At 30.5% G+C, this 26,768-nt stretch carries 24 protein-coding genes and 1 tRNA gene; 15 read left to right on the forward strand and 10 right to left on the reverse strand.

Features of this window, described 5'->3' with window-relative positions; genetic code table 11:
• Positions 1-2: 2 nt before the first annotated feature.
• From alaS to X924_RS02235, 6 genes are all read right to left on the reverse strand, one after another.
• Positions 3-2,633 (reverse strand): alanine--tRNA ligase, encoded by a 2,631-nt coding sequence (gene alaS / locus X924_RS02210; RefSeq protein WP_121957317.1) that lies wholly within the window; start codon positions 2,631-2,633, stop codon positions 3-5.
• A 3-nt stretch (positions 2,634-2,636) separates the two neighbouring features.
• Entirely contained in the window at positions 2,637-3,002 is a 366-nt protein-coding gene (locus tag X924_RS02215) for a hypothetical protein (RefSeq protein ID WP_121957318.1), read from the reverse strand.
• Entirely contained in the window at positions 2,999-5,014 is a 2,016-nt protein-coding gene (feoB, locus tag X924_RS02220) for a ferrous iron transport protein B (protein WP_121957319.1), read from the reverse strand. The genes X924_RS02215 and feoB overlap by 4 nt, the downstream gene beginning before the upstream one ends.
• A 77-nt stretch (positions 5,015-5,091) precedes the next feature.
• Positions 5,092-5,316: a hypothetical protein gene (locus tag X924_RS02225; protein ID WP_121957320.1), complete on the reverse strand. Its 225-nt coding sequence runs from the start codon at positions 5,314-5,316 to the stop codon at positions 5,092-5,094.
• A 3-nt stretch (positions 5,317-5,319) separates the two neighbouring features.
• Positions 5,320-5,778, reverse strand: coding sequence for a FeoA family protein (locus tag X924_RS02230; protein ID WP_121957321.1), 459 nt, complete (start codon positions 5,776-5,778; stop codon positions 5,320-5,322).
• Positions 5,779-6,240: 462 nt separating this feature from the next.
• Positions 6,241-6,311: transfer RNA gene (locus X924_RS02235), tRNA-Gln, on the reverse strand.
• Between the two features lie 170 nt (positions 6,312-6,481).
• On the opposite strand from X924_RS02235, the gene X924_RS02240 reads away from it, so the two are divergent.
• The 3 genes from X924_RS02240 (at position 6,482) to X924_RS02250 (ending at position 9,155) form a co-directional block, all read left to right on the forward strand.
• Positions 6,482-7,348 carry a hypothetical protein gene (locus X924_RS02240; protein WP_121957322.1) on the forward strand — a complete coding sequence of 289 codons (867 nt, stop codon included), beginning with the start codon at positions 6,482-6,484 and terminating at the stop codon, positions 7,346-7,348.
• A gap of 89 nt (positions 7,349-7,437) precedes the next feature.
• On the forward strand, positions 7,438-8,535 hold the full coding sequence (locus X924_RS02245; protein WP_121957323.1) for a GTPase: 1,098 nt from the start codon (positions 7,438-7,440) through the stop codon (positions 8,533-8,535).
• Positions 8,532-9,155, forward strand: coding sequence for a phosphate propanoyltransferase (locus X924_RS02250; RefSeq protein WP_369826009.1), 624 nt, complete (start codon positions 8,532-8,534; stop codon positions 9,153-9,155). The genes X924_RS02245 and X924_RS02250 overlap by 4 nt, the downstream gene beginning before the upstream one ends.
• Before the next feature lie 32 nt (positions 9,156-9,187).
• Here the strand turns inward: X924_RS02250 and ylqF are convergent, their stop codons facing one another.
• Entirely contained in the window at positions 9,188-10,000 is an 813-nt protein-coding gene (gene ylqF, locus X924_RS02255; protein ID WP_121957325.1) for a ribosome biogenesis GTPase YlqF, read from the reverse strand.
• A gap of 152 nt (positions 10,001-10,152) precedes the next feature.
• On the opposite strand from ylqF, the gene X924_RS02260 reads away from it, so the two are divergent.
• The 8 genes from X924_RS02260 (at position 10,153) to X924_RS02295 (ending at position 18,770) form a co-directional block, all read left to right on the forward strand.
• The gene (locus X924_RS02260) at positions 10,153-11,127 is read left to right on the forward strand and encodes a PhoH family protein (RefSeq protein ID WP_121957326.1); all 975 of its coding nucleotides are present in this window, start codon (positions 10,153-10,155) and stop codon (positions 11,125-11,127) included.
• Entirely contained in the window at positions 11,117-12,532 is a 1,416-nt protein-coding gene (locus tag X924_RS02265; RefSeq protein WP_121957423.1) for an HDIG domain-containing metalloprotein, read from the forward strand. Before X924_RS02260 ends, X924_RS02265 begins: the two co-directional genes overlap by 11 nt.
• A gap of 14 nt (positions 12,533-12,546) precedes the next feature.
• Entirely contained in the window at positions 12,547-12,972 is a 426-nt protein-coding gene (gene ybeY / locus X924_RS02270; protein WP_121957327.1) for an rRNA maturation RNase YbeY, read from the forward strand.
• 5 nt (positions 12,973-12,977) lie between these two features.
• Positions 12,978-14,210: a DUF1015 domain-containing protein gene (locus X924_RS02275; RefSeq protein ID WP_121957328.1), complete on the forward strand. Its 1,233-nt coding sequence runs from the start codon at positions 12,978-12,980 to the stop codon at positions 14,208-14,210.
• Between the two features lie 455 nt (positions 14,211-14,665).
• Positions 14,666-15,112 carry a PspC domain-containing protein gene (locus tag X924_RS02280; RefSeq protein WP_121957329.1) on the forward strand — a complete coding sequence of 149 codons (447 nt, stop codon included), beginning with the start codon at positions 14,666-14,668 and terminating at the stop codon, positions 15,110-15,112.
• Positions 15,113-15,414: 302 nt separating this feature from the next.
• A complete protein-coding gene (locus tag X924_RS02285) occupies positions 15,415-15,834 on the forward strand; it encodes an NAD(P)H-dependent oxidoreductase subunit E (RefSeq protein WP_121957330.1) in 420 nt (139 codons plus the stop codon).
• 15 nt (positions 15,835-15,849) lie between these two features.
• Positions 15,850-17,064, forward strand: coding sequence for an NADH-quinone oxidoreductase subunit F (locus X924_RS02290; protein WP_121957331.1), 1,215 nt, complete (start codon positions 15,850-15,852; stop codon positions 17,062-17,064).
• Entirely contained in the window at positions 17,061-18,770 is a 1,710-nt protein-coding gene (locus tag X924_RS02295; protein ID WP_121957332.1) for an NADH-dependent [FeFe] hydrogenase, group A6, read from the forward strand. The genes X924_RS02290 and X924_RS02295 overlap by 4 nt, the downstream gene beginning before the upstream one ends.
• A gap of 20 nt (positions 18,771-18,790) precedes the next feature.
• Here the strand turns inward: X924_RS02295 and X924_RS02300 are convergent, their stop codons facing one another.
• Both X924_RS02300 and X924_RS02305 read right to left on the reverse strand, forming a co-directional pair.
• Complete coding sequence (locus tag X924_RS02300) at positions 18,791-20,107, reverse strand: cell wall metabolism sensor histidine kinase WalK (RefSeq protein ID WP_146255656.1); 1,317 nt, start codon at positions 20,105-20,107, stop codon at positions 18,791-18,793.
• A 50-nt stretch (positions 20,108-20,157) separates the two neighbouring features.
• A complete protein-coding gene (locus X924_RS02305) occupies positions 20,158-20,826 on the reverse strand; it encodes a response regulator transcription factor (RefSeq protein WP_121957334.1) in 669 nt (222 codons plus the stop codon).
• A gap of 193 nt (positions 20,827-21,019) precedes the next feature.
• Between X924_RS02305 and X924_RS02310 the strand changes: the two genes are divergently transcribed.
• Positions 21,020-21,703, forward strand: a complete 684-nt coding sequence (locus X924_RS02310) for a PepSY domain-containing protein (RefSeq protein WP_121957335.1) — start codon at positions 21,020-21,022, stop codon at positions 21,701-21,703.
• Positions 21,704-21,750: 47 nt separating this feature from the next.
• Here X924_RS02310 and X924_RS02315 read toward each other — a convergent pair whose 3' ends face one another.
• Positions 21,751-22,917: a glycerol-3-phosphate acyltransferase gene (locus X924_RS02315; RefSeq protein ID WP_121957336.1), complete on the reverse strand. Its 1,167-nt coding sequence runs from the start codon at positions 22,915-22,917 to the stop codon at positions 21,751-21,753.
• 216 nt (positions 22,918-23,133) lie between these two features.
• On the opposite strand from X924_RS02315, the gene X924_RS02320 reads away from it, so the two are divergent.
• The 3 genes from X924_RS02320 (at position 23,134) to X924_RS02330 (ending at position 26,706) form a co-directional block, all read left to right on the forward strand.
• Positions 23,134-24,408 (forward strand): ABC transporter substrate-binding protein, encoded by a 1,275-nt coding sequence (locus X924_RS02320; RefSeq protein WP_121957337.1) that lies wholly within the window; start codon positions 23,134-23,136, stop codon positions 24,406-24,408.
• 631 nt (positions 24,409-25,039) lie between these two features.
• Positions 25,040-25,909, forward strand: a complete 870-nt coding sequence (locus tag X924_RS02325; RefSeq protein ID WP_121957338.1) for a carbohydrate ABC transporter permease — start codon at positions 25,040-25,042, stop codon at positions 25,907-25,909.
• The gene (locus X924_RS02330; protein WP_199172609.1) at positions 25,906-26,706 is read left to right on the forward strand and encodes a carbohydrate ABC transporter permease; all 801 of its coding nucleotides are present in this window, start codon (positions 25,906-25,908) and stop codon (positions 26,704-26,706) included. Before X924_RS02325 ends, X924_RS02330 begins: the two co-directional genes overlap by 4 nt.
• Positions 26,707-26,768: the final 62 nt, after the last annotated feature.

A 26,768-nucleotide genomic window follows, 5' to 3' on the forward strand; every position in this document is an offset into this window, starting at 1 on the left:
AATTATTCCTCCAAAATATTTTCCAAATTATCGATAACTTCTTCTAATTTTTTTACTTTTTTACCTCCAGCTTGAGCAAAAGTAGGGCTTCCACCACCCCCACCACCTAAATAAAAAGCTATTTTTTTTGCTATATTTCCAGCATGGAATTTATTTGTCAATTCTTTGGAAACTTTAACTATGAAACTTACGTTGTTTTCTTCATTTTTGTTAAAAAGGATTACGACTCCTCTTCCTAACTTTTGAATTAAAACATCTGCTGTATTAGCATGCACATCTTTTTCTAAATTTTCTAAAATACCAACAACTACCTTTTCTCCCTTTATAATTTTTGGATTATCAACTAATTTTTCAATAGTCTTAGTTGCTAACTGGGACTGTAATTTCTTGATTTCCTTTTCTTGAGTTTTCAATATTTGAAGAATATCTTCTATTTTTTCTTGAATTTTATATATCGGTATGTCTAACATCTGTGATATCTTAACAATAGTATCCTGAAGACCATTTACAAAATTTAAACCTTCCATGCCAGTTAAAGCTTCTATTCTCCTGACCCCAGAAGATACGGAGGATTCTGAAATGATTTTAAATATCCCTATTTCTCCTGTATTAGAGACATGGGTTCCACCACAAAATTCTCTTGAAAAATCTCCAATTTCTACGACTCTTACAACATCTCCATACTTTTCTTCAAATAAAGCTACTACATCCATATTTCTTGCTTCTTCTAAACTTTTTACATAAGTAACAACAGGAATAGCTTTTTGAATCTGTTCATTAACCAAATATTCGATATGGTACATCTGTTCCCTGCTTAAAGGTTCAAAATGTGAAAAATCAAATCTCAACCTTTCAGGTCCTACATATGAACCAGCTTGTTTTACATGATTACCTAAAATTTTTCTCAATGCTGCATGTAGAAGATGCGTTGCAGTATGATTTTTTTCAGTAGCTTTTCTTAAAGTTTCATTAACCTCTAAAACTACTTTTTCTCCCGTTTTTATACTACCTTTTTTTATCTTGACAAAGTGAGATATTATTTCACCCGAAATCATTTGAACATCATTTACTTCAGCCATGAATTTATCGTTGACGATTACGCCTTTGTCTGAAACTTGGCCTCCCTTTTCTGAATAAAAAGGAGATCTTGCAAAGAATAATTCAACTTCTTCGCCCTCAAAAGCTTCATTAATAATATTCCCATTGTTAATTATTGCTTTGAGTTCTTCTTCGATGCGCAAAGCTTCATAACCAATAAACTCTGTTTTTGACAGTATTTTTGATAATCTTTTGTAAACAGGATTTGATTCATCATATTCCACTTTTCCTAAAGCTTCTCTTGCCATTTCTTTTTGTTTGTTCATAAGTTCTTCGAATTCTTTTTCATTAACCTTAATTCCTTTTTCTTCTAAGATTTCTTTTGTAATATCCACAGGGAACCCATACGTATCGTAAAGTTCGAAAGCAACGCTTCCGGGCAATGTATTTCCTTTATCAAAGTTAGAAATTATAGTGTTTAACCTTTCAACCCCTTTTTCTAAGGTTGAAAAAAACTTTTCTTCTTCTATTTTAGAAATTTTTTCAATCAAATCACGTTTTTCAAGAAGTTCGGGATAAACATCACTCATTTTCCAAATAACAGTTTCAAGTATATCTTTTAAAAAAGGACCTTTCGATCCTAAAAGAGTGCCATGTCTAACCGCTCTTCGTATTATTCTTCTTAATACATATCCTCTTGCCTCGTTCGAAGGAATAACCCCATCTGCGATCAAAAAAGCAATGGCTCTAACATGATCGGCAATAACTTTTATAGATACGTCTGTATTAGAATCTTCGCCAAATTTTACAGAAAAAGTTTTTTCTATTTTTTCAATAATTTCTTTAAACAAATCAGACTTAAAATTATCATAAACATCTTGAACTGCTGCACAGATTCTCTCAAAACCTGCTCCGGTGTCTATATTCTTTCGAGGAAGAGGAGATAGATTGCCGTTTTCATCACTATAATACTCTGTGAAAACGATATTCCATATTTCAACAAAACGTCCACAATCACAAGCTGGTGTGCAGTTTTCGTGATCTTGACAGTTTTTAGAATTTCCTGTGTCAAAATAAATTTCAGAGCACGGGCCACAAGGGCCTGTAGGTCCAACTGGTCCCCACCAATTGTCTTCTTTACCAAACTTCATTATTTTGTTTTCAGGAACACCTATTTTATATTTCCAAATATTAAAAGACTCTTCATCTGTTTCATAAACAGAGACCCATAATTTTTCAATTGGCATTTCTAATTCTTTAGTTAAAAATTCCCAAGCCCATTCAATAGCTTCTTCTTTAAAATAATCTCCAAAAGAAAAATTTCCAAGCATCTCAAAAAAAGTGTGATGTCTTGGAGTTCTACCCACATTCTCTATATCATTCGTTCTTATACATTTTTGACACGTAGTAATTCTTGTATAAGTAGGCTCTACTTTTCCCCAAAATATAGGCTTAAAAGGTACCATCCCAGCAACTGTAAACATTAATTGTGGATCGTTCGGTATCAAAGATGCACTTGGAAACCTTTTATGTCCTTTACTTTCAAAAAATGCCAAAAACATTTCTCTAATTTCATGCGATGATAAATATTTCATCAGCTATTGAACCTCCTGGTTATGCTGTTTGTTTAAATCTCTCAGTTCAAAATAAACAATAAAAATGCTAAAAACTCCAAATATTATAACATAAAAATTTAATTTTATATTTAAAAGCTCTCCTGAAATTAAAGAAAACAATATGTTTAAAATTTCGTAGGCCATCAAAAAAATACCTATTAATGAAGATACAATTATATGAGCCGATTTATGATACCATATTTTTGAATTACTTGAAAAACCATATATAGAAGTTAAAAATATAACAAAAAAAGAAAACACATAAAAAAAATTTTTAGAGATACTCAAAATTAAAAATATAAGGGATAAAATAGAAATTGTAAAAAGAGTCAAATTTTTATTTTTCATAGGAATATGCCTCCAATAAAGAAAACGATATTTGCAATTAAATAAGCTACTATAATGGTGTAGAAGAAGCTGAAAATCATCCACTTCCAACCGTTAGTTTCCGCCTTTATAGTGGCTAAAGTTGCAAAACATGGAATATATGTTAAAACGAAGAATATCAAGGATAAAGCAGAAACGGGGGTAATAGAATTTTGCAAAGCAAAACTTAACGACTCTTCACCTACATTAAACAAGGTAGAATAAGAAGAAACGACTATTTCCTTTGCTGCAACACCAAAAACTAAGCCTGTATTTATTCTCCAATCCCAACCCAAATGACGGGTCAACGGTTCGAAAATCTTTCCTATGACTGCTGCGTAACTATTGTTTATATCTTCTCCAAAATTTGGGAAAAAAGACAGTGTCCAGATAATAATAGTGGCAACAAATATTACTCCCCCAGCCTTTTGTAAAAAGTGCTTACCTCTGTTCCACGTATAAATTGATAAATTTTTCAATGTAGGCATTCTAAATCTTGGTAATTCTATTGTAAAAGGAATATCATCAGCTTGTGTTATGAAAATCTGTAAGAATTTTGAGGATATTAAGACTAACGCTATACTTGACAAATATACTAACATCATGATAGTTGCAGCATGTGCTGAAAAAAAGGCACTTATAAATACTATATACACGGGTAATCTTGCGCTACATGAAGAAAAAGGAAGACTAAGTATAAGAGCTAATCTTTCTTTTTTGTTAGCGATAGTTTTTGTAGAAATAATAGCCGGAACATTACATCCAAAGCCTAAAATTATAGACATAAAAGATCTACCACTCAAACCAAAGTTTCTTGCAATTCTGTCTACAAGGAAAGCAGCTCTGGGCAAATATCCTGATTCTTCCAAGAATCCTAAAAAGAAAAACAAAATAAAAATCTGAGGTAAGAAAATTAAAACACCTCCAACACCTGCAATTATGCCATCTACAATCAAAGAATTTAGCCAAGGAATATTTATATAATTAGAAGCAAAGTTTCCTAAGAAATTAAACGAACTCTCTAATAAGTCGGACAAAGGTTGAGCTACGCTAAAAGTTAAAGAAAATACAGAAAATAAGGCAAAGATATATATCAATATTCCTAAAACCTTGTGAGTAAACACATGATCTAAAATATCTCTTAAAGACCAATCGATTCCCTCTTTTATTATTGAGGAAGTTACTAAGTAAGAGATGAAGTTGAATTTCCAATTCAGGTACTCATTTTTTAAAGCGGCTAAATCAAATTTTTCGCTGATATCTTCCATAAATGTTTCTGGTAGTTCTAAATCATTGTTTCCAAACTCCAACAAATAAATAGGTAACCATCTATTTTCGCGATCTCCATAGTACTTAGCTTCAATATCTTTATATTGAAAAGCTTTTTCTTGAAAATAATATACAAATTTTTCTATAGGTTCTGGATATTTGATTTTATTTTTTATTATATTCTTGGTTCCTGAAAGGCTGTATACCTCTTCTAACAATTTTTCTATGCCTTCACCTGTTCTTGCCGAAGTAAGAATTACAGGAATATTTAAAGTTTTGGAAATGGGAGATGTATCTATAACTCTGCCTTTTTCTTTTGCTTCATCTATAGCATTTATCACTAAGATAATTTTAACTTCCATTTCAATTAATTGAAACAATAAAAACATAGAACTCTCTAAGTTCAGTGCATCTGCAACCAAAATAACAATTTCAGATTCTTTGCTCAATATATAATCTTTAGCTACTTTTTCATCTTCACTTTTTGATGAAAGAGTATATACTCCAGGAAGATCAACTAATTTAAAAGATTTTCCTTTATATTTGAAGGTCCCAACCTTTTTTTCAACAGTAACTCCTGGCCAGTTTGCAACATATTGTTTTGCTCCCGTTAAAGCATTAAATAAAGAAGTTTTTCCGACATTCGGATTACCAATTATTGAGATTTCTGATTCTGAGTCTTCGGTTAATACAGTATTTTCAACGTGATCATGATGATGGCCCATAGGATTTCCTCCCAACATTATCCTTATTAAAGAATAGGATTTTTAAAAGGGGTACCTTTAAATAAACAAATATTTTACTACTCACATTTTTTAAAAAAACCTTTTTTACACTCATCAATTAGGGGACATTTATTACATGCCGGCTCTATTTTATTTATATTTTGAATACCAACATCCATGGTTCTAAAAAAGGGAATCAAAATATTGATTTCACTTTCAGTTAAGTTAAACTCCTCTTTAATTTCAGAAAATGTAACCTCTTTGTTCTTTTGCGCATATTCTGTTATAGCTAAAAAATTCATCTTCTATGCCACCTTTTTACAAAAGATTTTTTCAGCCTTTCCTCTTCCAATTTCGAAAGTGTCTCCTTTTATTTCTACACTAATTTTGTTACCATATTTGTTTACCTTTTTTATTTTAATTCCTTCCAAAATCCCCATTTTTTTCATTTCCTTATAAAAAGTTCTTCCACCCTCTAAATGAATAACTTCATAATCACCAGATTCTATTTCAAACAAGTTTTCTATTATGTATTCTACTTCTACAAATATATTAGCTGCTTCAGATTTTCTTAAAACAAGTTTCCTTTCTCCTGTTTTAAATACTAAAGGATCTCCAAAAGGAGAAATATGAACCAATTCAATCATTTTACCAGGAATCATTCCCATAGAAATAAAACGATTGTTTAAATCTTCGCTTTTTAGAGATAGTTTATGTATTTTCCCTTTTTGACCTATAAATAATTTGCTTAATGGTATAATCACTTTTCCTCCTAAATTTGAAAAAATTTTACTGCCTTTAGAAATTTCAAAATTTAAATTTTGCCAATATTTTAGTCCTAATTAATTCCTAATTTTTTAACTTTTTCGCTACATGTAGCTAAGGAGAGAGGGGAGGGCTCCGCCCTGAACCCATTGTAAACTCAAATGCTTATTTTCTGAAAATCTTCGTTTATAAAATCTCTATCTAATCCTTGCAAAATATGAATTTCTTTAGTTTTTCGGTACTTGTACCGAAGGGAGGGGGAGAGGGCTCCACCCTGAACCCGTTGTAAATTCAAATACTTATTTTTAAAAAATTCTCATTTCTAAAGTCCCCACTGAAAAAAATTTACTGTCTCTTTTGCTATTATACTACTCTTAAAAAAGTTAGACAAGCCTAAAAATTAAGAAATAAAAAAGAAAATGTAAAAAAAGGGATCTAAAAAAGATCCCTTTCGTAGTAGGCTGGGGGAAGAGGATTCGAACCTCTACTCGCGGAGTCAGAGTCCGCTGTCCTGCCGTTAGACGATCCCCCATTTGGTAGTATTAATTATAACATAAAAAAAATTAGTTGACAAGCTACGGTTGCAATTTATGATAAAATTGCATAATGAGATTTTGATCCTTTTTTAAATATCTGCTTAGAAATAAAGATTTTAGAAAAACAATGTTTTGAATTTAAGTTTGATTCAGGGTGAAACCCAGTTTGGAAGTGATAATTATAGAATATATAAAAATTAATTTCATCATAAAAATTATTTTTATTATATTTTTATCTTTTTATTATTTCCCTCCTTCTTCAATTTTTTCTAAAAATTTATCTTTTGAAGATATTGATATTGAGCTTTCGATAGAATCATATCATTTTCATTATAAAGAATTCGATGAAGAAGGGAAGTTATTTATGCAAGAATATGGACTTATAACAAGTATATCTTATTCATATGTTTATAATGTTAATGATTTCTTATTCAATTATTTAGGGCGGATATCTTGTGGAAAAGTTAATTATAATGGAAGAACTATGAATGGAAGACCTCTATATTTAGAAAATATTTTTAACTGTGCATGGGAAACAAAAGCTACCTTAGGAAAGAAATTTTTGTTAAATTCAAAAATTGGTTTTACACCTTCGGTGGGGATAGGATATCGCTATTTAAATGACGATCTTGGAAAAGTATATTATGGAGGATACGAAAGAGAATCGAGATATTGGTATATTCCCTTGAACTTTGAAACAAACATCAATTTCTCAAGTAGTAAAACTTATGGATTTAACTTAGAATTTGACTACTTTTTAAAAGGGTTGCAGAAAAGCCATTTAAGTGATTTTAACCCTTATTATAACGATGTAGTGAACGTTCAAAACAGTGGTTTTGGTATAAAATCACGGGTTTTTATTGAAAAGGAACTTGATAAATATGAATTTTTGGGGGCATTGTTTAGTAATTTTTGGTATATTAAAAAATCTGAAATAAGCTTTCTTAAATATGGTGATGAGATTGTAGCAGAAGTTTGGGAACCAGAAAACATTACCTTAGAAATAGGATTGATAATGGGATTAATTTTTTAAATAGTCTTCAATAATAAGCAATGATTTTATGAGAAAATTATTTTACAAAGTAAAACCTAAAGAGTCGCAAGGAGTTGAAAGATTGTTATATGAAATGTGAAGGTTGCGGCATAGAAATCCAAAGTAAAGATCCCAACAAAGCGGGTTATGTGCCTGAAAATGTGATTATAGAAAAATTGGCAAATGATGAACCAATAGTTTGTCAAAGATGTTTTAAATTAAGGCATTATAATCAACTGCTTCCTATAAACATTGATTCGGATTTTTCTTGTCAAATTGATAAAATCTTGAAAGATTTTAAAACCGTTATATGGCTTGTCGATGTTATTGATTTTGAAGGTACTTTTAGAAAAGAAATATTAGATAAATTAAAGGGGAAAAATGTCTTTCTTGTTGTAAACAAAATAGATCTTTTACCAAGAAGTACTTCTTACACCCAATTGAAGGAATGGTTGTATGAAAGAATAAAAGATTCGGATTTAAAAATACCTAAGGAACATATTAGAATGATTAGTGTAAAAAATGGAGTGGGAATGGAAAGAACAAAAAAACTTTTAATAAAATCAGAAAGGGAGAAAGCTTTAATAATAGGAGTTGTCAATGTTGGTAAATCTTCTTTTTTAAAAAAATTAGGTGCAGAAAATTTAACTGTTAGTTCTTATCCCGGAACCACACTTAATGTATTAAGAACAAAAATAAATAACATGGATTTAGAATTTTATGATACCCCAGGAATTTTTACAAAAGATCGGCTGTGCGATTTTTTCGATATTTATTCTCAAGTCAAAATGATACCTTCCAAAAAGATTATTTCTAAAACTTTTACTGTTAATAAAGGAAATGTACTTTTTATTAGCGGTTTATTTTGGATAAAAGTTATAGAAAATGGAATAAACGATTTACCCCCTATTATGACAGTATTCCATCCAGAAGGTGTCTCTACACATAGAGCAAAGCAAGAAAGAGTAGATGAATTATTAACAAATAGAGATGTGCTGTTTCCGCCTTATTATTCAAGTTTTAAATATGAAAAAGTTAACTTTGAAAATATTGTATTAAGAGTAGATAAAGGTAATGATATAGCAATAGCAGGGGGAGGTTGGATTTCTATAAAAAGAGGGCCTTTAATAGCAGAAATAATAAAACCGAAAGAGCTTAAAGTTATTATTAGAAAGTCTATTAAGTGAGTAAAAATATCAATGTGGAGGTGTATATTTTGCAATTAAAAGAACCAGGTATAATAGTTGGAGTATCTAATAGACATGTTCATCTGTCACAAGAACACTTGGAGGTACTTTTTGGGGAAAATTATGAATTAACACCTATAAAACCTCTTGGTCAGCCGGGGCAGTATGCTTGTGATGAATGTGTTGATTTAATAGGACCTAAGGGTATTTTTCAAAAAGTAAGAATATTAGGCCCTGTAAGAAAAGAATCACAAGTTGAAATATCTCGAACAGATTCCTTTAAATTAGGAATAACTCCACCAGTAAGAGACTCTGGAGATATACAAGGTACTCCAGGAATTACTCTAAAAGGTCCAAAGGGAGAAGTTGTTTTAGATAAGGGTGTTATCATAGCTAAAAGGCATATACATATGCTTCCAATTGATGCAGAACACTATGGAGTAAAAGATAAAGATATAGTATCAGTTTATTGCAATAAAGAAGGAAGAAGACTGATTTTTCAAGATGTTTTAATAAGAGTTAGTGAGAAGTTCGCATTAGAATTTCATGTAGATATAGATGAAGCAAATGCAGCTTTATTAAACAGTGGTGACTACATAAAAATTATTGAAAGGTTTTAAAATGCTGGTAATTTCTTACCAGCATTTTTATTTTAAAAATCTGAAGGAGTTTCATATGTAATGCAACCGTACTTACCATCTGATAATTCCTTTAAAAAAATATTTCTGCCTCTTTCATAATCAAAGATTCCACCTTTTTTTATGAAATTTCTTTTTAAAGAAAAAAGTTCTATGAACTCGTACGAATTTTTGCAGCCTTCCCAATTAAGGAGTACTTTGCTTAAAATTTCTGGATACTCAATTCTCAAAAAATTAAATGCGTAGTTAAAAGCTTCTTCTAATTCATGATCCTCCGATTTTAAAGAACCTATCAAAATCAATTTGTTCACAATATTTTTATTGTAGAGTTTTGGGTACAATACTCCGGGAGTATCTAAAACTCTTAGTTTTTCTCCGATATTTATCCACTGAATGCCTCTTGTAATTCCTGGCTCATTTCCAACCGCTGCGGCTTTTTTACCTTTTAGTCTATTTATAAAAGTTGATTTTCCTACATTTGGTATTCCGACAATCATTATTCGCTTTTCATTAAATTTTTCTGGGATGAGAGGATCAATTTTTTTTAAAAAAAATTCTCTTAAATTTAGATTTTTAAGACTTAGTGAAAAAACTTCATTTCCATTAGCCTTATAATAATTTTCCCATTCTTTAGTTTTTTTCTTATCACATAAATCGTATTTGTTCAGAACAATTATTCTATTTTTATTCCTGAAAAGTTGCTCTTCTTCATAAGCTCTACTTGCATAAGGAGCTCGTGCATCTAAAATTTCAATCACAGCATTTACTATACTTAAATTATTTTTTATTATCTTTTTGGCTTTCTCAATATGACCGGGATACCACATGCTTATAACCCCTTTTAAAGAGAGTTTTTCATAGAAAATATTTTTGATAAATTGTGTGATATAATATTATTGAATTGTATTATACAATAATTAGGAAATATGTAAATTAACGTTTCGTAAAACTTTATAAGTGTAAGGAGGGACATTAAATATTGAGAAACACGATTTCAATTCCTAACAATGTGGAACCGATAGAAATATTTGGAGCTTATGATAGCAGGACCAAGTATTTGAAAAAAGAGTTAAATGTAGATATTCATTACAAAGATAGAAAAATATACATTGAAGGAAAAGATGTAGATTCCGTAGATAAGACTTATAAAATATTTTCTGAACTATTAGAAATTTTAGATGAAGGACAATTGCTTGATTGGGATCAATTTCAATATATAGTTTCTCGGTATAAAAACAATGGCAATGGAGAGAATAGCGAGAAAAAGCAAAAATCAATGAAAGAAGTAGTTAATACTCAGATAGTAGGAACAAAAATCTTTGCAAAGACAGAAGGACAAGCTAATTACATAGAATTATTAAAAAATAATGATATAGTTTTCAGCATAGGCCCTGCTGGGACGGGGAAAACTTATTTGGCAGTAGCAATGGCTGTCGATTATTTAAGGGCAGGTAAAGTACAACGTTTAATTTTAACGCGACCCGCGGTAGAAGCTGGAGAGAAATTGGGATTTTTGCCAGGAACATTATACGAAAAAGTAGATCCTTATCTTAAGCCTTTGTTTGATGCTCTCTTAGATTTCATGGATTCTGATAGGTTAATTTCTTATAGGGAAAGAGGTATTATAGAAATATTACCATTAGCTTATATGAGAGGTAGAACCTTAAATAATTCTTTTATCATATTAGATGAAGCTCAAAATACTACTTATCAACAAATGAAAATGTTTTTAACAAGAATCGGATTCAATTCAAGGGTGGTTATTACAGGAGATATTACCCAAATAGATTTAGAAAAAAAGAAAGATTCTGGACTCTTATCAGTTAAAGAGATTTTAGGAGAGAACATTAAAGGAATTACATTTATTGAATTGAAAGAAGACGACGTTGTTAGAAACCCTTTGGTGAAAAATATAATAAAAGCTTATGAAAAGTATGAAAAAAATGAAAAATAAATATTCATTTATAAAAAGACGTATAAAAAATAGATCCAATAATGAAAAGAATAATATTCATAATAAATATAGCGGAGTTGTTTTAAGAATATTTTTGTTCATTTTGTTATCTATTTTTACAGAAATTTTAGTTTATAATAGAATAACTTTTTATTTTCAAATTTCTTTTAATTTAGTTTTTTTACCGCTATGGTTTTTTATAGTAGAACTTGCTTTAAGAAAAAACCAATTGTTTAAATTACATTCTAAAAATTATTGGGCGGCTTTTTTAACGCCTCTTTTTTTAAATATTATTCTAAACTTATTGGTGTACAAATACATAAACATAGTAGCTATATCAACCATATTAAGTACTTTAATAGTAACTTTGCTTATAAATTATGAGGTCGGAATTTTAGCAGGATTTATATTTTCTGTATATTTTGGGATTTTATTTGGCTTTGATTTAAAATTCATGCTTTTTTTATTTTTGCCCGCATTTATCGTAGCTTTTTTTTCAAGAAAAATAAAAAGGAGAATAGAAATTATTTTACCTTTTATCTTAGCCTCGTTAACCCAAATGATTTTTTCTTATATAATTAATATTAATTATTCTGTATTTGATTATTTAATAATTTTGGAAATTAATTTCTTTAGTGTTCTAATAACAATGGGAATACTTCCTTTTTTTGAATACATGACCCGTGTTTACTCTGAAATAGGGTTATTAGAACTGGGAAATTTAAGTAATCCTCTTTTAAAGGAATTATCTTTAAAAGCACCTGGTACTTATTATCATAGTATGATCATTTCAAATCTTGCTGAAAGTGCCACCGAAACAATAAATGGGAATAGTACTTTAGCGAGAGTTTCAGCGTATTTTCACGATATTGGAAAAATATGGAGGCCACAATTTTTTTCAGAAAACCAAAAAGTTAAAAATCCACATGTTAATATAAGTCCCAAACTCAGCTCGCTTATTCTTAATAATCATGTTACATATGGAATAGAATTAGCAAAAAAATATCGTTTACCTGTTTTGATAGAAGATATAATTTCTCAACACCAGGGAACAAGAGTAAAACAGTTTTTTTATAATGAATATTATCAAGAAACAGGAATAAAGGATTCATCAATGTTTAGATATCCAGGTCCTATACCCCAATTTAAAGAATCTGCTGTCCTTATGATATGTGATGTGTCAGAAGCGGTAACTCGTTCTATGCAGGAGATAAATCCTATAGAAATTAATCAGAAACTGGATGAAATAATTAATTCGTTGTTTTTAGAAGGCCAGTTGGATGATTGTGGGCTAACATTACGGGAAATAAAAAAGATTAAAGGAAGAATAGTTAAAACTATTTTAGAAATGAATCATAAAAGGATAAGTTATCCAAAAATTGACGTAGAAGAATTAAAAGAATGAAAAGGTGTTCGTGAATGAGGGTAAATATAATTAATCAGCAAGAGATCAAAAAAATAAATTCAAAAAAAATCAAAGAAATAGTAAAATCAATTTTAATAAAAGAAATTGGAGATAAAAAATCAGAAATAAATATATTAATAGCTGACGATGAAACGATTAAAAATTATAATAAGTATAGAGGAAAAGATGAACCTACAGATGTATTATCTTTTGCTTATGGATTAAGCCAATCTATCATAGGAGATATAGTTATATCTGTTGAAAGTATAGAAAGGCAAGCAGGTGATTTTGGTAATACCTTTGAAGAAGAATTTTTCTACATACTCATTCATGGAGTTCTTCATATTATAGGTTACGATCATGAAGTTTCTGAAGAAGAGGCAAAAAAAATGTTTAAAATTCAGGATGAATATTTTGAAAGATTAGTAAAGAGGAGGTAGTAACTGTGGCAATTATTAGACCTTTTAAAGCTTTACGACCTTTTAAAGGAATAGAACAATGTTTTTCGTGTCCTCCATACGATGTTCTTGAAGAAGATGAAGTAAAAGAAATTATAAAAAGAAACCCCAATTCGTTTCTAAAAGTAACGAGGGCTGAAGTTGAAGTAAAAGATAATCCTAAAGAAGATCCTTACGAAAAAGCCAAAGAGAATTTTCAGTCTTTTTTAGAAAGAGGTTCTATAGTACAAGACGATGAAGAAGCATTTTATATTTATCAAGAGATATGGCAAGGCATTTCCCAGACGGGATTTTTTGCGACAGTGAGTGTTGAAGAATATAAAAAAGGAATAATAAAAAAACACGAGTTAACAAGGAAAGATAAAGAAGATGATAGAACAAATCATATACTGAATTTAAAAGCCCAAACAGGACCTGTCTTTTTATCTTTCAAAAGTAAAATAGAAATAAAGAACTTAATAAATTCTCTTATTCAAAATAAGCAACCACTTTATAATTTTTGTGATGAAAATAACATAAATCATAAACTCTGGAAAATATCAGAAAAAGAAAACATTGAAAAATTGAAAAAATCTTTCGAAGAGATAGATTATTTATATATCGTTGATGGACATCATAGAGCTGCAGCAGCTTCCCGAGTACAAGAAATAATGAGAGAAAAAGATCCTTCCTACGATGAAAATGAACCGTATAATTTCTTTATGGCCGCCATCTTTCCTCATGACGAACTGCGAATCCTTCCTTACCATAGAATAGTAAAAGATCTAAATGGACTGAAAGAAGAAGAATTTTTGAAAAAATTAGAAACATATTTTAAAATTGAAAAAGCACCCCATCCTCATTATTCTCCTGAAGAAATGCATACTTTCGGCATGTATTTAAGAAAAGAATGGTATAAACTTACCTTTAAAGGACAATTAAGCAACGATCCCGTTGAAAACCTTGATGTACAAATACTGCAAAAATATATATTAGAACCTGTACTTTCAATAGAAGATCCTCGTAGTGACCCAAAAATATATTTCATTGGTGGTATAAAAGGTATAGGAGAATTGGAGAAATGGGTGGATGAAAAAGGTTGGAAAGTGGCATTTTCTATGTACCCAACTCAAATGAACCAGCTTTTTGAAGTAGCAGATTCTAACAAGATAATGCCTCCAAAATCCACATGGTTTGAACCAAAATTAAGGAGTGGTTTATTGATTCATAAAATCAGCTAAACATGTTTTTTGCTGTTTAAATTTATGTTTGTACAAGTGTCAAGAAATATAGAAAACGAAACTCTCTCTACTCCTTCTTCTTCGATAATGGAGCGAAAAATTGAAAAAATTCATAGCTGATAAGGATTAAATAGGGACTTTAGAAATGAAAATTTTTTAAAAATAAGCTTTTGAATTTAAAATGGGTCCAGGGCGGAGCCCTCTCCCCCCTTCCTTTGGTACAAGTACCGAAAAAGGCAAAGAAATTAAGAATTAGTAAGGATTAGAGGCGGGGAGGTATTTTGTAAAAAAATCAACGCTAAAATATACATATAATAAGGATTTTGGAATTTCTAAAGTGAGTAAAAAGGATTAAAGTTAAGGAGGCATTTTATAAAAATTTAATTTTAAAACATATATAAAAATAGGTTTTTATAATTTCTAAAGAAAGTTAAAAATATAGAGAGGAGAACAATATGAAAAGACTGTATAGATCAAGAAAAAACAAAGTATTAGCCGGAGTTTGCGGAGGAATTGGAGAATATTTTGAAATTGATCCCGTTCTTGTTAGGCTTATTTGGATCGTATTTTCTTTACTTTGGGGTTTTGGAATTTTGTTATATATAATCGCTATTCTTGTTATTCCCTTAGAACCTAAAGATTCTGTTTATTCTGAAAATGAACAACAAAATGATAATACAGAAACCGAACATCATAAACATATTCAGGAATTAGAAGATTCAGACAGAAAAACAATTTTGATTTTAATTGCAGCTCTACTTATTGTCGTAGGAATACTTATTGTGCTAAGTATGGTAATTTCTTCAACTTTCTTTTTTAGGAATTTTGTCAAAATTGTTTTGAGCGTTTTATTAATTGGAATAGGAGCTTATTTAATATCAAAGTCCAGAACGAAAAAATAAAAATGAAGATTTTCACAAAATAAGCATTTGAATTTATAATGGGTTCAAGACAGTAAAATATTCTATAGGGACTTTAGAAATGAAAATTTTTTAAAAATAAGTTTTTGAATTTAAAATGGGTCCAGGGCGGAGCCCCCTTCCCTCTCTCGGTACAAGTACCGAAAAAGTTAAAAGAATTAAGAATTAGTAAAGATTAGAGCTATGGAGGTATTTTTGAAAAAATTTAAAACTAAAATATTGGCAAAACTTAGGTTTTGGAATTTCTAAAGTAAGTAAAATATTTTATATTAGGAGGTGTTTTTGTGGAAAAATATTATGAAAAAGAGTTACTTGAGGAATTGCATGATGTTCAGGAAACGTACGGTTTTATTTCTGAAGAAGACATTTTAAGAATTTCCAAAAAAAGGAACATACCAAAAGCCCATTTATACGGCGTTATAAGTTTCTACTCCATGTTTCATTTAGAGCCTACAGGTAAGTACATTATTCGAATATGTGACAGTGTATCTTGTAGATTGAATAATTCTGTAGAATTGCTAAAAACTCTTAAAGAATATCTTAACGTAGAAGAGAATCAAACAACGAAAGACAAAAAATTTACATTAGAGGTTGTTGAATGTTTAGGTCATTGTGATGAAGGTCCAGTTATGATGGTAAATGATACTTATTATACCCACTTAACTACTAATAAAGTTATAAAAATACTTGATTCTCTGGAATAGGAGGATAGACAAACAATGGAAAAAATATTTTTAAAAACTGATTTAGGAAAAAGTTTAGAAAATTATGATTTTCCTGGTTTAAAAAGAACTTTGAACATGACACCTCAACAAGTTATCAGTAAAATAAAAGAAAGTGGCTTAAGAGGAAGAGGCGGAGCAGGGTTTCCAACTGGTATAAAGTGGGAAACAGTTTACAATATCCAAGATGAAGAAAAGTTTGTTATTTGTAATGCCGATGAAGGAGAACCTGGGACTTTCAAAGACAGGTTTTTGATGGAAAATCTGTCTTTTAAAGTTTTAGAAGGCATCATAATTAGTGCGTATGCTACAGGATCGAAGTATGGTTACATATATATAAGAGGAGAATACGTTAAATCGATAAAGATTATGAGAAACGCCATAGAAAAATTATATGAAAAAAATATTCTCGGCAAAAACATTTTAAATTCAGATTTTTCATTTGATTTGAAACTTGTCAGAGGTGCTGGCGCTTATGTTTGTGGGGATGAAACATCGTTAATAAATTCTATTGAAGGTGAAAGAGGAAAATCAAGAATAAAGCCACCATTGCCTGTTTTTGAGGGACTTTTTGGTAAGCCCACAGTTGTAAATAACGTAGAAACTTTAGCTGCTGCAGCAGAAATTATGAAATATGAAGATAATATATATTCTGAAATGGGTACAGAAAGAAGCAGAGGAACTAAGTTAATTTCTATAAGCGGAGATGTTAATAAACCCGGTGTATACGAGGTAGAATTTGGAGAGTTAAGTGTTAAAGAAATAATAAACGAATTAGCTGGGGGAGTTAAAGGAAGTGGTTTAGGTTTTGTTATACCAGGAGGTATATCTACCGAAGTTTTAACAGAAGAAGAAATTGACGTTCCTTATACTTACGAAAATTTACAAAAAATTGGGAGTAATGTTGGATCTGGAGGCATGATTGTTGTTTCAAAAGATAGAAACTACTTAGAAATAGCTAAAAATGTATCTGATTTTTTTAGAGATGAAACTTGTGGAACTTGTTTTCCATGTAGAGAAGGTAATAAAAATATAAATAAAATTGTAACAGATATATACAGACGAGGATATCCAACTTCCAAAGAAATAGAAATAATCTCAGATATTAAAGGAGCTGTAAGTTCTGCCGCACGTTGTGGTTTTGGAGAATCATCATTAAACCTAATTTTATCACTCTTTGACAAATTCTATAACAAGAAGGTGACTGTATGAAAGTTAAAATAAATAATAGAGAATATGAATTTGACAAGGAAATGAGTATTTTAGATGCAGTAAAAAGTGCCCACATAAAAATTCCGACGCTTTGTTATTCAGAAAAACTCGAACCTTTTGGTAGTTGTCGATTATGTTCCGTAGAAGTGAAAGGTGAAAGAACATTAAAACCCGCATGTGTTACAAAAATAACAGATGGAATGGAAATTTTTACGCATTCAGAAAAAGTTAGAAAAACAAGGAAGACAATCATGGAATTAATAGTTGCTTCACATGGTATCACTTGTAATTTGAATTGTTTGACTTGTTCAAAGTCTAACAGTTGTGAAATAAAAGAAATAGCGGGAGAAATTGGTATAACAGAAATAAGGGTACCGCCAATTTCTAATGGGCTTGCAGAAGATAAAAGTAGCTATTCAATAGTGCGGGAGCCTCAAAAATGTATTGTTTGTAATAGATGTGTGAGAAAATGTGCAGAAGTTCAGTCAGTTAATATATTAACAATTGCTAACAGAGGTCCTAATACTTATGTAACAACGTTCATGGATAAAGGTATGGGAAACGTTGATTGTACAAATTGTGGTCAATGCATATTAGAATGTCCTACAGGAGCTTTACACGAGGTATACCATACAGAACAAGTATGGAATGTACTCTCTGACAAAGACAAATTTGTTATTGTACAAACAGCTCCTGCTGTAAGAGTCGCAATTGCTGAAGAGTTTGGAGCTGAACCAGGTCGTATTACTACAAAACAGATGGTTGCTGGATTGAGACTGTTGGGATTCGATAAAGTTTTTGATACTAATTTTTCAGCCGATCTTACTATTATGGAAGAAGCAAATGAATTTATAGAAAGATTTAAAGATGGTGGTAAACTTCCGCTTTTCACATCTTGTAGTCCTGGATGGATAAAATTTATAGAACACAATTATCCTGAGTTTATAGATAATCTTTCAACTTGCAAATCTCCTCAACAAATGTTCGGTGCGATTGCCAAAACATATTACGCAAATAAGATAGGAGTGCCAAGAGAAAAAATGGTTGTTGTTTCAATAATGCCTTGTACAGCAAAAAAATTTGAAAGAGTAAGACCCGAAATGAAGGGTGATGTTGATTACGTTCTAACTACAAGAGAACTCGCAAAGATGTTCAAATTAGCAGGAATAGATTTGCTGAATCTTCCAGCCGAAGATTACGATATTCCATTAGGAATATCTTCAGGAGCAGCTGCGATTTTTGGTGCCACCGGAGGTGTTATGGAAGCAGCTTTAAGAACGGCTTATGAAGCAATAACCGGCAAAGAATTAGAAAAGTTAGATTTTGAATCGGTAAGAGGCATTAAAGGGATAAAAGAAGCAACGATTGCAATAGATGGTATAAAAGTAAACGTAGCCGTAGTAAATGGCTTAGGGAATGCGAGGAAAGTTCTTGAAATGATTAAAAATGGAGAAAAAGAATATCATTTTGTTGAATTCATGGCTTGTCCAGGTGGATGTATAGGAGGCGGAGGACAGCCTATCCCGACAAACAACGAAATACTCTTAAAGAGAATGGAAGCAATATATGAAGTTGACAAATCTCTTCCTATACGAAAGTCTCACGAAAATCCAGCTGTTAAAGCATTATATGAAGAATTTTTAGGAGAACCTCTAAGTGAGAAGTCACACGAGTTATTACATACTACATATGTAGCAAGAAGTTAAAAAGGCCTTTATAGGCCTTTTTATTTTAATAATGGTAAAAATATTGAGAACGTACTTCCTTCACCGACTTTGCTTTCAACTTTTATTTTTCCTCCGTGAGCTTCAACAATCTCCTTAACTATTGCTAATCCCAACCCCGTACTTTTCTCACTGTGAGTGCGAGCTTTATCAACACGATAGAAACGATCAAATATATGTGGTAAATTTTGCTCTGGTATTCCTTGACCTGTATCTGAAATAGATAGCACCGCAAACGCACTTTTCTTAAAAAGTGAAATAGAAACTGTTCCTTTTTCGGTATATTTTAACGAATTATCAAGAATATTCAAAAGCGCTTCTTTTAATTTTTCCCTATCGCCTTTTACAACTAAATCCTCTAATTTATTGATTTTCAAATCTAAGCCCTTTTTTTTATATAAAGGTTCGACTTTCCTCATAACTTCTAAGATCAAATCTTTCAATTCCGTCTGTGCAAAATTATATAATTGAGTTTTATTGTCGCTTCTTGCCAAAAAAAGCAATTTGTCTATAATATTAGACATATATAATACTTCTTCTTGAATTAGTTCCAAAGATTTCCTATATTCTTGTGCAGATCTATCTTTGTTTAAAGATAAACTCGCTTCAGCTTGAATTATAGAAAGAGGAGTTCTTAAATCATGAGAAACATCTGCTGTAAATTGTTTTTGTTGCTCAAAAGCTTTTTCTAACCTTGAAATCATTTGATTAAGAGTGGCAGCCAATCTTCCCAATTCATCTTCGCTCTTTATCTCTATTCTTTCATTCAAATTATTCTCTTCTATATTTTGAGCGATATTTATGATCTTATCGACAGGTTTTAAAGAACGATTTGCGAAAAATAATCCTCCTATTCCCCCCAATAATGTTACTAAAACTCCTGTTGATATCAAAATCATTTGCAAACGAGATAAAACATCGTTTATTTCGTCTATGAATCTTCCAATGATTATAACTATCGATGAACCATCTTCTATTTCTATTCCCGATGCATAAAATCTTCCAGTCCAATTAAAATTAGTAGTTGTGGTAAAGAAAAAACTTTCCCCGTTAGCAACTTTCTGAATAATCTGTGATACATTCTTTAATTCTACAAAAAAGCCATAAAATCTTATTAAATTACCATTTAAATTATATATATATATCATTTCATTTGGAAGACGACTTATACTTTCTATATTTTCTATATTATCAGCGTTGCCTAAAATATTTTTTAAATCTTCCATACGATTTAACAGCAAATTGTCTATATTGTCAAAAAGACTATGACTTAAGGCATAATAAGAAGTCAGCCCAAATATAAGCAGTAATATTAACATGATAAAAATATACCAAATAGTCAACTTAAATTTAATACTTTTAAAAAATTTTAGGATGCTCTTAACCTGTAACCAGCTCCTCTTACAGTTTCTATAATACTTCCATCTTTGTCATCAATCTTTTTCCTTAATCTTCGTATATACACATCTATAACGTTTGAACTACCTTCAAAGTCAAGATCCCACATCTTTTCTTCCAACATAGTTCTAGTTACAACTATTTTTGGATTTCTCATAAAATATTCTAATATATTATACTCTTTAGGTGTCAATTTTATCTTCTTATCTCCTTTCCATACTTCTCTGGTTAAAGTATCCAAAACTAAGTCTCCAACTTGCAATTTTGGATTTTTAGTAAAAGATTCCCTCCTTAGTAAAGATCTTACACGTGCGAATAATTCATTAAAATCAAATGGTTTTACGAGATAATCATCTGCACCAGAATCAAGTCCTTTTACTCTGTCTTCTATACTATCTTTTGCTGTGAGCATTAATATCGGAACATTTATTCCTTCTTCTCTTAAATTTTTACATAAAGTTATTCCATCTTTTTTTGGTAACATAATATCTAAAATAATTAAGTCATATGGAGCAAATTTTGCGTAATCTTCTCCTGATTCTCCATCATAAGCAACATCTACACAATATCCTTCCTCTGTAAGGCCTCTTTTTATTATATTGGCAAGCTTTTCTTCATCTTCAACCACCAAAATTTTCATTATTATCACCTCCAATTTATTTTATGAAAATAAAATTAAAATTTAATGAAAAACCGAATTTTTCCTATTTAAAAATTTTTTAGTTTTCATCATAGATTAATTGATATTTCAGAACAATTTCATTTGAATAAAATAAACTTTTAGTGAAAGCAAATAAAAACTTATAAATTTTTCACGGAAGGAGGTGAAACAGATGCAAAAGAAGACATTAGGTATCATGATACTCGTAGTTCTTTTGGCAGGTAGTTTTATTTTTGCACAGCTACCAGAACAACCTCCAGTAGGAGAACCTCCTATGTCGCCAGAAGTCCCAGCTCCTATAAAAGAAGTTTCAAAATTGCCCATTGATCAACTCATAGAAATTGTTAAGAGTACAAGGCTTGGTTATTCTATTGTATCGATAAAGAGTGACAAAGGGGTATTTGGAAGAGATAAAGGTTCTTATACTTTTATACTTGATGATGGGACCGAAATTACAATAGATAAAGTAACAGGAGAAATATTAAATACAAAAGAAGGGAAAGGACTTGACGAAGAAACTTTAGGAATTTTAGCTATAGTAACAGTACCTTTAGAAGATGCTGTAAAAACGAGTTCAGAGGCTTTTCCGGATAACAAATTAATATCAGTTACACTAAAAGTAAATGAGCTGGGCAACCCCATTTATGAAATAGAATTTGACAACATAAATGTCCAAGTAGATGCTTCAACAGGTCAAATCATATTTCCTGAAGGAGTAGCGCCTACGCCACAAGAGACTCTCATAGAAGATTTTTTTGAAATGCCTTTAGAACCATCGACACCATTGGAGGCTCCTACTGAAGAAGAAACTCCTATGGATGAAATATTTCCTCCCGAAAACACCGAAAACTTCTAAATCTCCCCTTGTTAAGTTTCCCCCGCTATAAAAAACGCGGGGAATTTTTAAAGTAAAGAAAAAAGCCACATACAAAGAGCCGAAATCGGAGCCATAGTCAAATTATCGTTTAACCAATTACCTAAGCCTTCAACCATGGTAGCAGATAGAGCACCCACAATTAAAATAAAATAACTAACAGGGGATCCTATCAAATTCATATAAACCGCACCTGATGCCAAACAAATCAAAAAGCAAACAATACTTCCTTCAATTGATTTTCCTTGTAACCATTGATGCTTTCCCCACTTCTTACCAACTAAAACTGCCCAAGAATCACCCAGTACCAACATAACTATAGAAATTAAAGAATAAGGTATAGGGAAAAGCCCAGCTATCGCACAACCCATAAGGAAATAACTTGTTCCAGAAATTTTATAATCTTCTTCACTTTTACTAACAGGTTTAAAAACCTTTTTCAAAACATTATTTATTCCTTTTGAATATTTTCTCAGAAGTTCCAAAATTAAAGCTATTAAGCCAGCTATAATAACTATATATCTAAAAACAATCGCTCCCCACAGAGGATAAGCTAATGTTGGAAATAAAAGTCCCATGTATCTCCACAATTTTCTTCTAACAAAGTTATCTTTAAGAGGTTCTTTAGCTTCTTCAAAGCTTTTTATTAAATTGTCCATCCCTCTAAGGAACAAAAATAATACCATTATAATACTTAAAAGTGTTCCTATCAGATCTAAAGTTCCCCTCAAATATCCTATTAAAATAACAAACGGCCATAGCAAAGACAAGATAAATATAATACCTTTTTTAAAAGTCAGCCATAATGTTCCAGCTAAAATACCAAAAGCAGCAGATTCTAAGGGAAATAAAATAACAAACGATCCTACTGCAGCTGCTACACCAACCCCACCTTTACCTTTTAACCATATGGGAAAGGAATGCCCAATTATAGCTATTAAAGCGAATAAAGGCCACCAAGTTTTGCTTATACCGAGTAACATCCCAATTAAAATTGCCAAAATGCCTTTTGTGGAATCTCCAACGAAAGATAAAATCCCAGCTACAGGTCCCGCTTCTTTCCAAGCGTTTGTTGCACCAACATTTTTTGTTCCCACCTTTCTTAAATCTTTGCCAGAAAAAATCTTTGTAAATATAAAACTCCATGGGATGGAACCAATAAAATAGCTTATTATTAAGGATAATATTAATTTCATATTGATCACCTCTAATTAAATTATACTTCTTTTAGAAAAATTTATAAAAAGTAAGGAAAGTCAAAATAATCAAAAATATTTCATCTTAATTGCATATCATCATTTCTAATTAGGTAAAATCAAAGTTGACTATTTATTTATATTGATTTAAAATGGTTATAAATATATTCGATTTTAGAATGAATTAATAAATTTTTTGATTTTGGAGGTGAAAGTATGAAAAAAGTATTTAGTTTTATTATTCTAACTGTTTTTATCGTATCTATTTCTTTGGCTGTAGATTTAACTATGTATGTTGGAGACGCAACAATGGGAAGGAACATGTCTAAAGTTGTTGAGATTTATGAAAAAGAAAATCCGGGAATTAACATTGATGTTGTTGTATTACCTTATTATGGAGGTTTCATGCAAAAGGTAGCACTTTCTATTATGAGCGGGGAAGTACCTGATTTGATTCAAGTCACTACTGCTTATATTCCACAAGTCGCTCCATACTTAATAAATCTTTCTCCATATATTAAGGAAAAGTACGGATTAGATCCACAAGAATATAAAGATTCAATATATGATGTTACCAATGTCTATTTAGGAAGTGGAGACGTTGTACATGCAGTTCCCTTAGAATTTACCATTCACGGCTTGTGGGTAAATAAAGAAATGTTTAAAAAAGCTGGTATATCCTATCCTCCTTCTGAGGAAAGAGAAGAACCATGGACTTGGGACGAATTTAAATCAATTTTAGACAATTTGAAAAAGACTAATAAAATACCTTATGCACTTTCTTATGATTATTCAGCTGACCGTTTTTTTAGTTATCTATCATTGTGGAATATTAAAGTTTTAGATGAAAATCTAAATTTTGTTTTAGACACTTATGAAGATTCTGAAAAAGCAATTGATGAATTCCTTAATTTATTTAGAGAAAATTATATTCCAAAAGCTGAATGGTTAAGTGGTCAAGCAGCTGATCAAGATTTTTATTCTGGTAGAACTGCTGCATACTGGTCAGGAAGTTGGCAAGCGTCAAATGCGATAGATATTTCCAAAACTACTGGTAAAGAATATGATGTTGCCTTTTTTCCTAAAATAAGAGATTGGTTTGGCATACCTGGAGGAAGTTTCTTAGGCGCATTTCAAACAGGGAAATCAGAAAAAGAGAATGCTGCCATTGATTTCATCATGTGGATGGCTGATAAAGAAGAAGGATATCTTAGTTTAATGAAAACAGGATATTATTTAACTGCATATGAAGACCATTATATAGATTATGAAAATGAACAGATGAATGAATGGGCTCAAACTTTTGCAAAATTAGGTGAAAGAGCACCTGTATGGACAGCTACTTCTAGAGCAAATGAAGTGTGGAGCAGATTAACTGAACCCATAAGAAAGCAATTATCTTTGGGAATTGCTGGAAATGTAACAGCAAAAGAGATAATAACAAATATAAAAATAGAATATGAAAGAATCATGGAGGATTTAGGACTGTAAGGGATTATCTCTCAAGGCTCTTTGCCTTGAGAGATGTTATATTCAAATGACTATATTTTATAAGAAAAATCATAGTATCGTCATCTTTTCAAAAGCATAAAATTTAATTATTAAAATTTTGTAGATATTTTAGAAATGATTTTTTCTGAAAGGATAAAAGACAGATTCGTACAGCTATTTGAAAAGTGAAAATGAAAAATTTTAAATTATCATTTATTTAACATAAAGAAGAAATTATTGATTCTTTTGTAGAAGAGGAGTTAAATCTTGAGGTTACATATAGTTTATTTTTACAAGATTATGATTAACTTGTAATTATGTCTTTATTCAAAGAATAGAACTAATTTTCAATAAATCTTATAGAATTTTGAAAGTAAGTATATATTCTTTTTAGGGACTTTAGAAATGAGAAATTCTTTAAAATAAGCTTTTGAATTTATAATAGGTCCAGGTTGAAACCTTCTTTCTTTCCTTCGAGATGTGTATTGAAAAAGTTAAAGGAATTCATATTTTGTGAATATTAGAATCGAGTAGGTATTTTTGAAAAAATTTAACAAAACATATATAAATTGTGGATTTTCTAATTTTTAAAGAAAATAAATAATTCCTTTTATAACGGAGGTTTTAAAGAGTGCAAAAATGGATTAAAAACAGATTTATTTTTTCGATACCTTCCCTTATATTTTTTATAATATTTACATTTGTTCCAATAGTTTTGATTATCATTCTATCTTTTTATTCTTGGGATTTGTTGAGACCAATGAAGTTTGTAGGATTCCAAAATTTTAAGCATTTATTTGTGGATAAATGGTTTTGGAATTCTCTATACGTCTCTTTTAAGTTTACTCTTTTATCTGTTCCTATAACCTTTTTATTATCTCTTCTTTTAGGAGCATTTTTACAGAATGAAGATAAATTTTCCAAAATATTTAGAGCTTTTTTTTATTGGCCATATATGATACCTATGGTTGCTGGAGGTACTATGTGGAAATGGTTATTATCTACTGATACAGGATTAATAAATTCTATATTTATAAGAATAGGCTTGCCTCTTGTATCATGGCTTGAAAATCCAAATTTTGCTCTTTTTTCTGTAGTCTTGGTACAAGTTTGGACGCTAACTGGGTTTATGATGATGCTTTTTATTACAGGGTTACAAAATATTCCTCAAGAGCTCCATGAAGCGGCAATAGTCGATGGTGCAAATAAAATCCAATTGTTTTGGAAAATAACGTTTCCTTTACTAAAAAATACAAATATTTTGGTTTTAATTTTGTCAACTGCATATTGTTTTAGAGATTTTACTATAGTATATATTATGACCACAGGCGGACCTGGTTATGCAACCACAGTAACACCGTTATATATTTATCAGCAAGCTTTTTCAAGTTATAGAATTGGATACGCATCTGCGGCAAGTTTCGTTTTTTTGATGATCGTCTTCGTGATTTCTGTTTTTGCTCTAAAGGCACAAAGTACAGAAAGTGGTGATACTATTTGATACGTAAAATAATAGTAATAATATTAGCTGTTATTTTTATGATACCCATATTTTGGACAGTATTGTCGTCTTTCAAAACCCTTGGAGAAATTTATCAATATCCACCTACAATATTTCCAAAAGATTTTTCATTGGAAGGATATATTAACATTTTTAAAAATATGGATTTTATGAGATATTTATGGAATACATTATTTGTAGCCATTATTTCCACTATCTTTACTGTGATTCTTTGCTTAACTATTGGATACAGTTTAGCCAAAGGTTCATTTAAAGGTAGAAATCTTTTATCAAATACTATTATGCTTACTCTTTTTATAACGACGCAAATCACTATGGTTCCATTGTTTGTTATTATTAGAAAACTAGGGTTAATGAATTCGCTTTGGGGTTTGATCATTCCTGCAATCTTTACTCCAACAGGTACATTTGCCGCTGTACAGTACATGAAAGATATACCTAATGAATTTTTAGAAAGCGCTAAAATTGATGGAGCGACAGAATTCCAAATATTTAACCGAATTGTTGTCCCTCTTTCAAAACCTTTAATTGCTGCTTTATCGATATTTTCATTCACTTGGAGATGGAATGATTTTATTCTGCCATTAATAGTTATAAATGAAAGTAAATTTTATACTATTCAATTAGCTCTTTCAAGTTTACAAGGTCAATATGGAGTCGCATGGAATGAAGTCTTAGCATTAGCTGTTCTTTCTATAATTCCCACTCTAATAATATTTTTGCTTTTTCAAAACTTATTTATGAAAGGATTAATGGGAGGGGGATTAAAGTATTAAATAGTGATGAATCTAAAATAAAAGCAATAATTTAAAAAATTAAAAATTTAACTATTTTAATA

The sequence above is a fragment of the Petrotoga sp. 9PWA.NaAc.5.4 genome (assembly GCF_002895485.1).
In the GTDB taxonomy this organism is placed as follows: domain Bacteria; phylum Thermotogota; class Thermotogae; order Petrotogales; family Petrotogaceae; genus AZRK01.

Bases quoted from the DNA above. Each gene is read 5' to 3' on its own strand.
- X924_RS02225 (WP_121957320.1), bottom strand. From the start codon at position 5,316: ATGAATTTTTTAGCTATAACAGAATATGCGCAAAAGAACAAAGAGGTT.
- X924_RS02280 (WP_121957329.1), top strand. From the start codon at position 14,666: ATGAAAAGACTGTATAGATCAAGAAAAAACAAAGTATTAGCCGGAGTT.
- X924_RS02310 (WP_121957335.1), top strand. From the start codon at position 21,020: ATGCAAAAGAAGACATTAGGTATCATGATACTCGTAGTTCTTTTGGCA.
- feoB (WP_121957319.1), bottom strand. From the start codon at position 5,014: ATGGGCCATCATCATGATCACGTTGAAAATACTGTATTAACCGAAGAC.
- X924_RS02295 (WP_121957332.1), top strand. From the start codon at position 17,061: ATGAAAGTTAAAATAAATAATAGAGAATATGAATTTGACAAGGAAATG.
- X924_RS02320 (WP_121957337.1), top strand. From the start codon at position 23,134: ATGAAAAAAGTATTTAGTTTTATTATTCTAACTGTTTTTATCGTATCT.
- X924_RS02265 (WP_121957423.1), top strand. From the start codon at position 11,117: ATGAAAAATAAATATTCATTTATAAAAAGACGTATAAAAAATAGATCC.
- X924_RS02215 (WP_121957318.1), bottom strand. From the start codon at position 3,002: ATGAAAAATAAAAATTTGACTCTTTTTACAATTTCTATTTTATCCCTT.
- ybeY (WP_121957327.1), top strand. From the start codon at position 12,547: ATGAGGGTAAATATAATTAATCAGCAAGAGATCAAAAAAATAAATTCA.
- X924_RS02300 (WP_146255656.1), bottom strand. From the start codon at position 20,107: ATGTTAATATTACTGCTTATATTTGGGCTGACTTCTTATTATGCCTTA.
- ylqF (WP_121957325.1), bottom strand. From the start codon at position 10,000: ATGTGGTATCCCGGTCATATTGAGAAAGCCAAAAAGATAATAAAAAAT.
- X924_RS02245 (WP_121957323.1), top strand. From the start codon at position 7,438: ATGAAATGTGAAGGTTGCGGCATAGAAATCCAAAGTAAAGATCCCAAC.
- alaS (WP_121957317.1), bottom strand. From the start codon at position 2,633: ATGAAATATTTATCATCGCATGAAATTAGAGAAATGTTTTTGGCATTT.
- X924_RS02305 (WP_121957334.1), bottom strand. From the start codon at position 20,826: ATGAAAATTTTGGTGGTTGAAGATGAAGAAAAGCTTGCCAATATAATA.
- X924_RS02290 (WP_121957331.1), top strand. From the start codon at position 15,850: ATGGAAAAAATATTTTTAAAAACTGATTTAGGAAAAAGTTTAGAAAAT.
- X924_RS02315 (WP_121957336.1), bottom strand. From the start codon at position 22,917: ATGAAATTAATATTATCCTTAATAATAAGCTATTTTATTGGTTCCATC.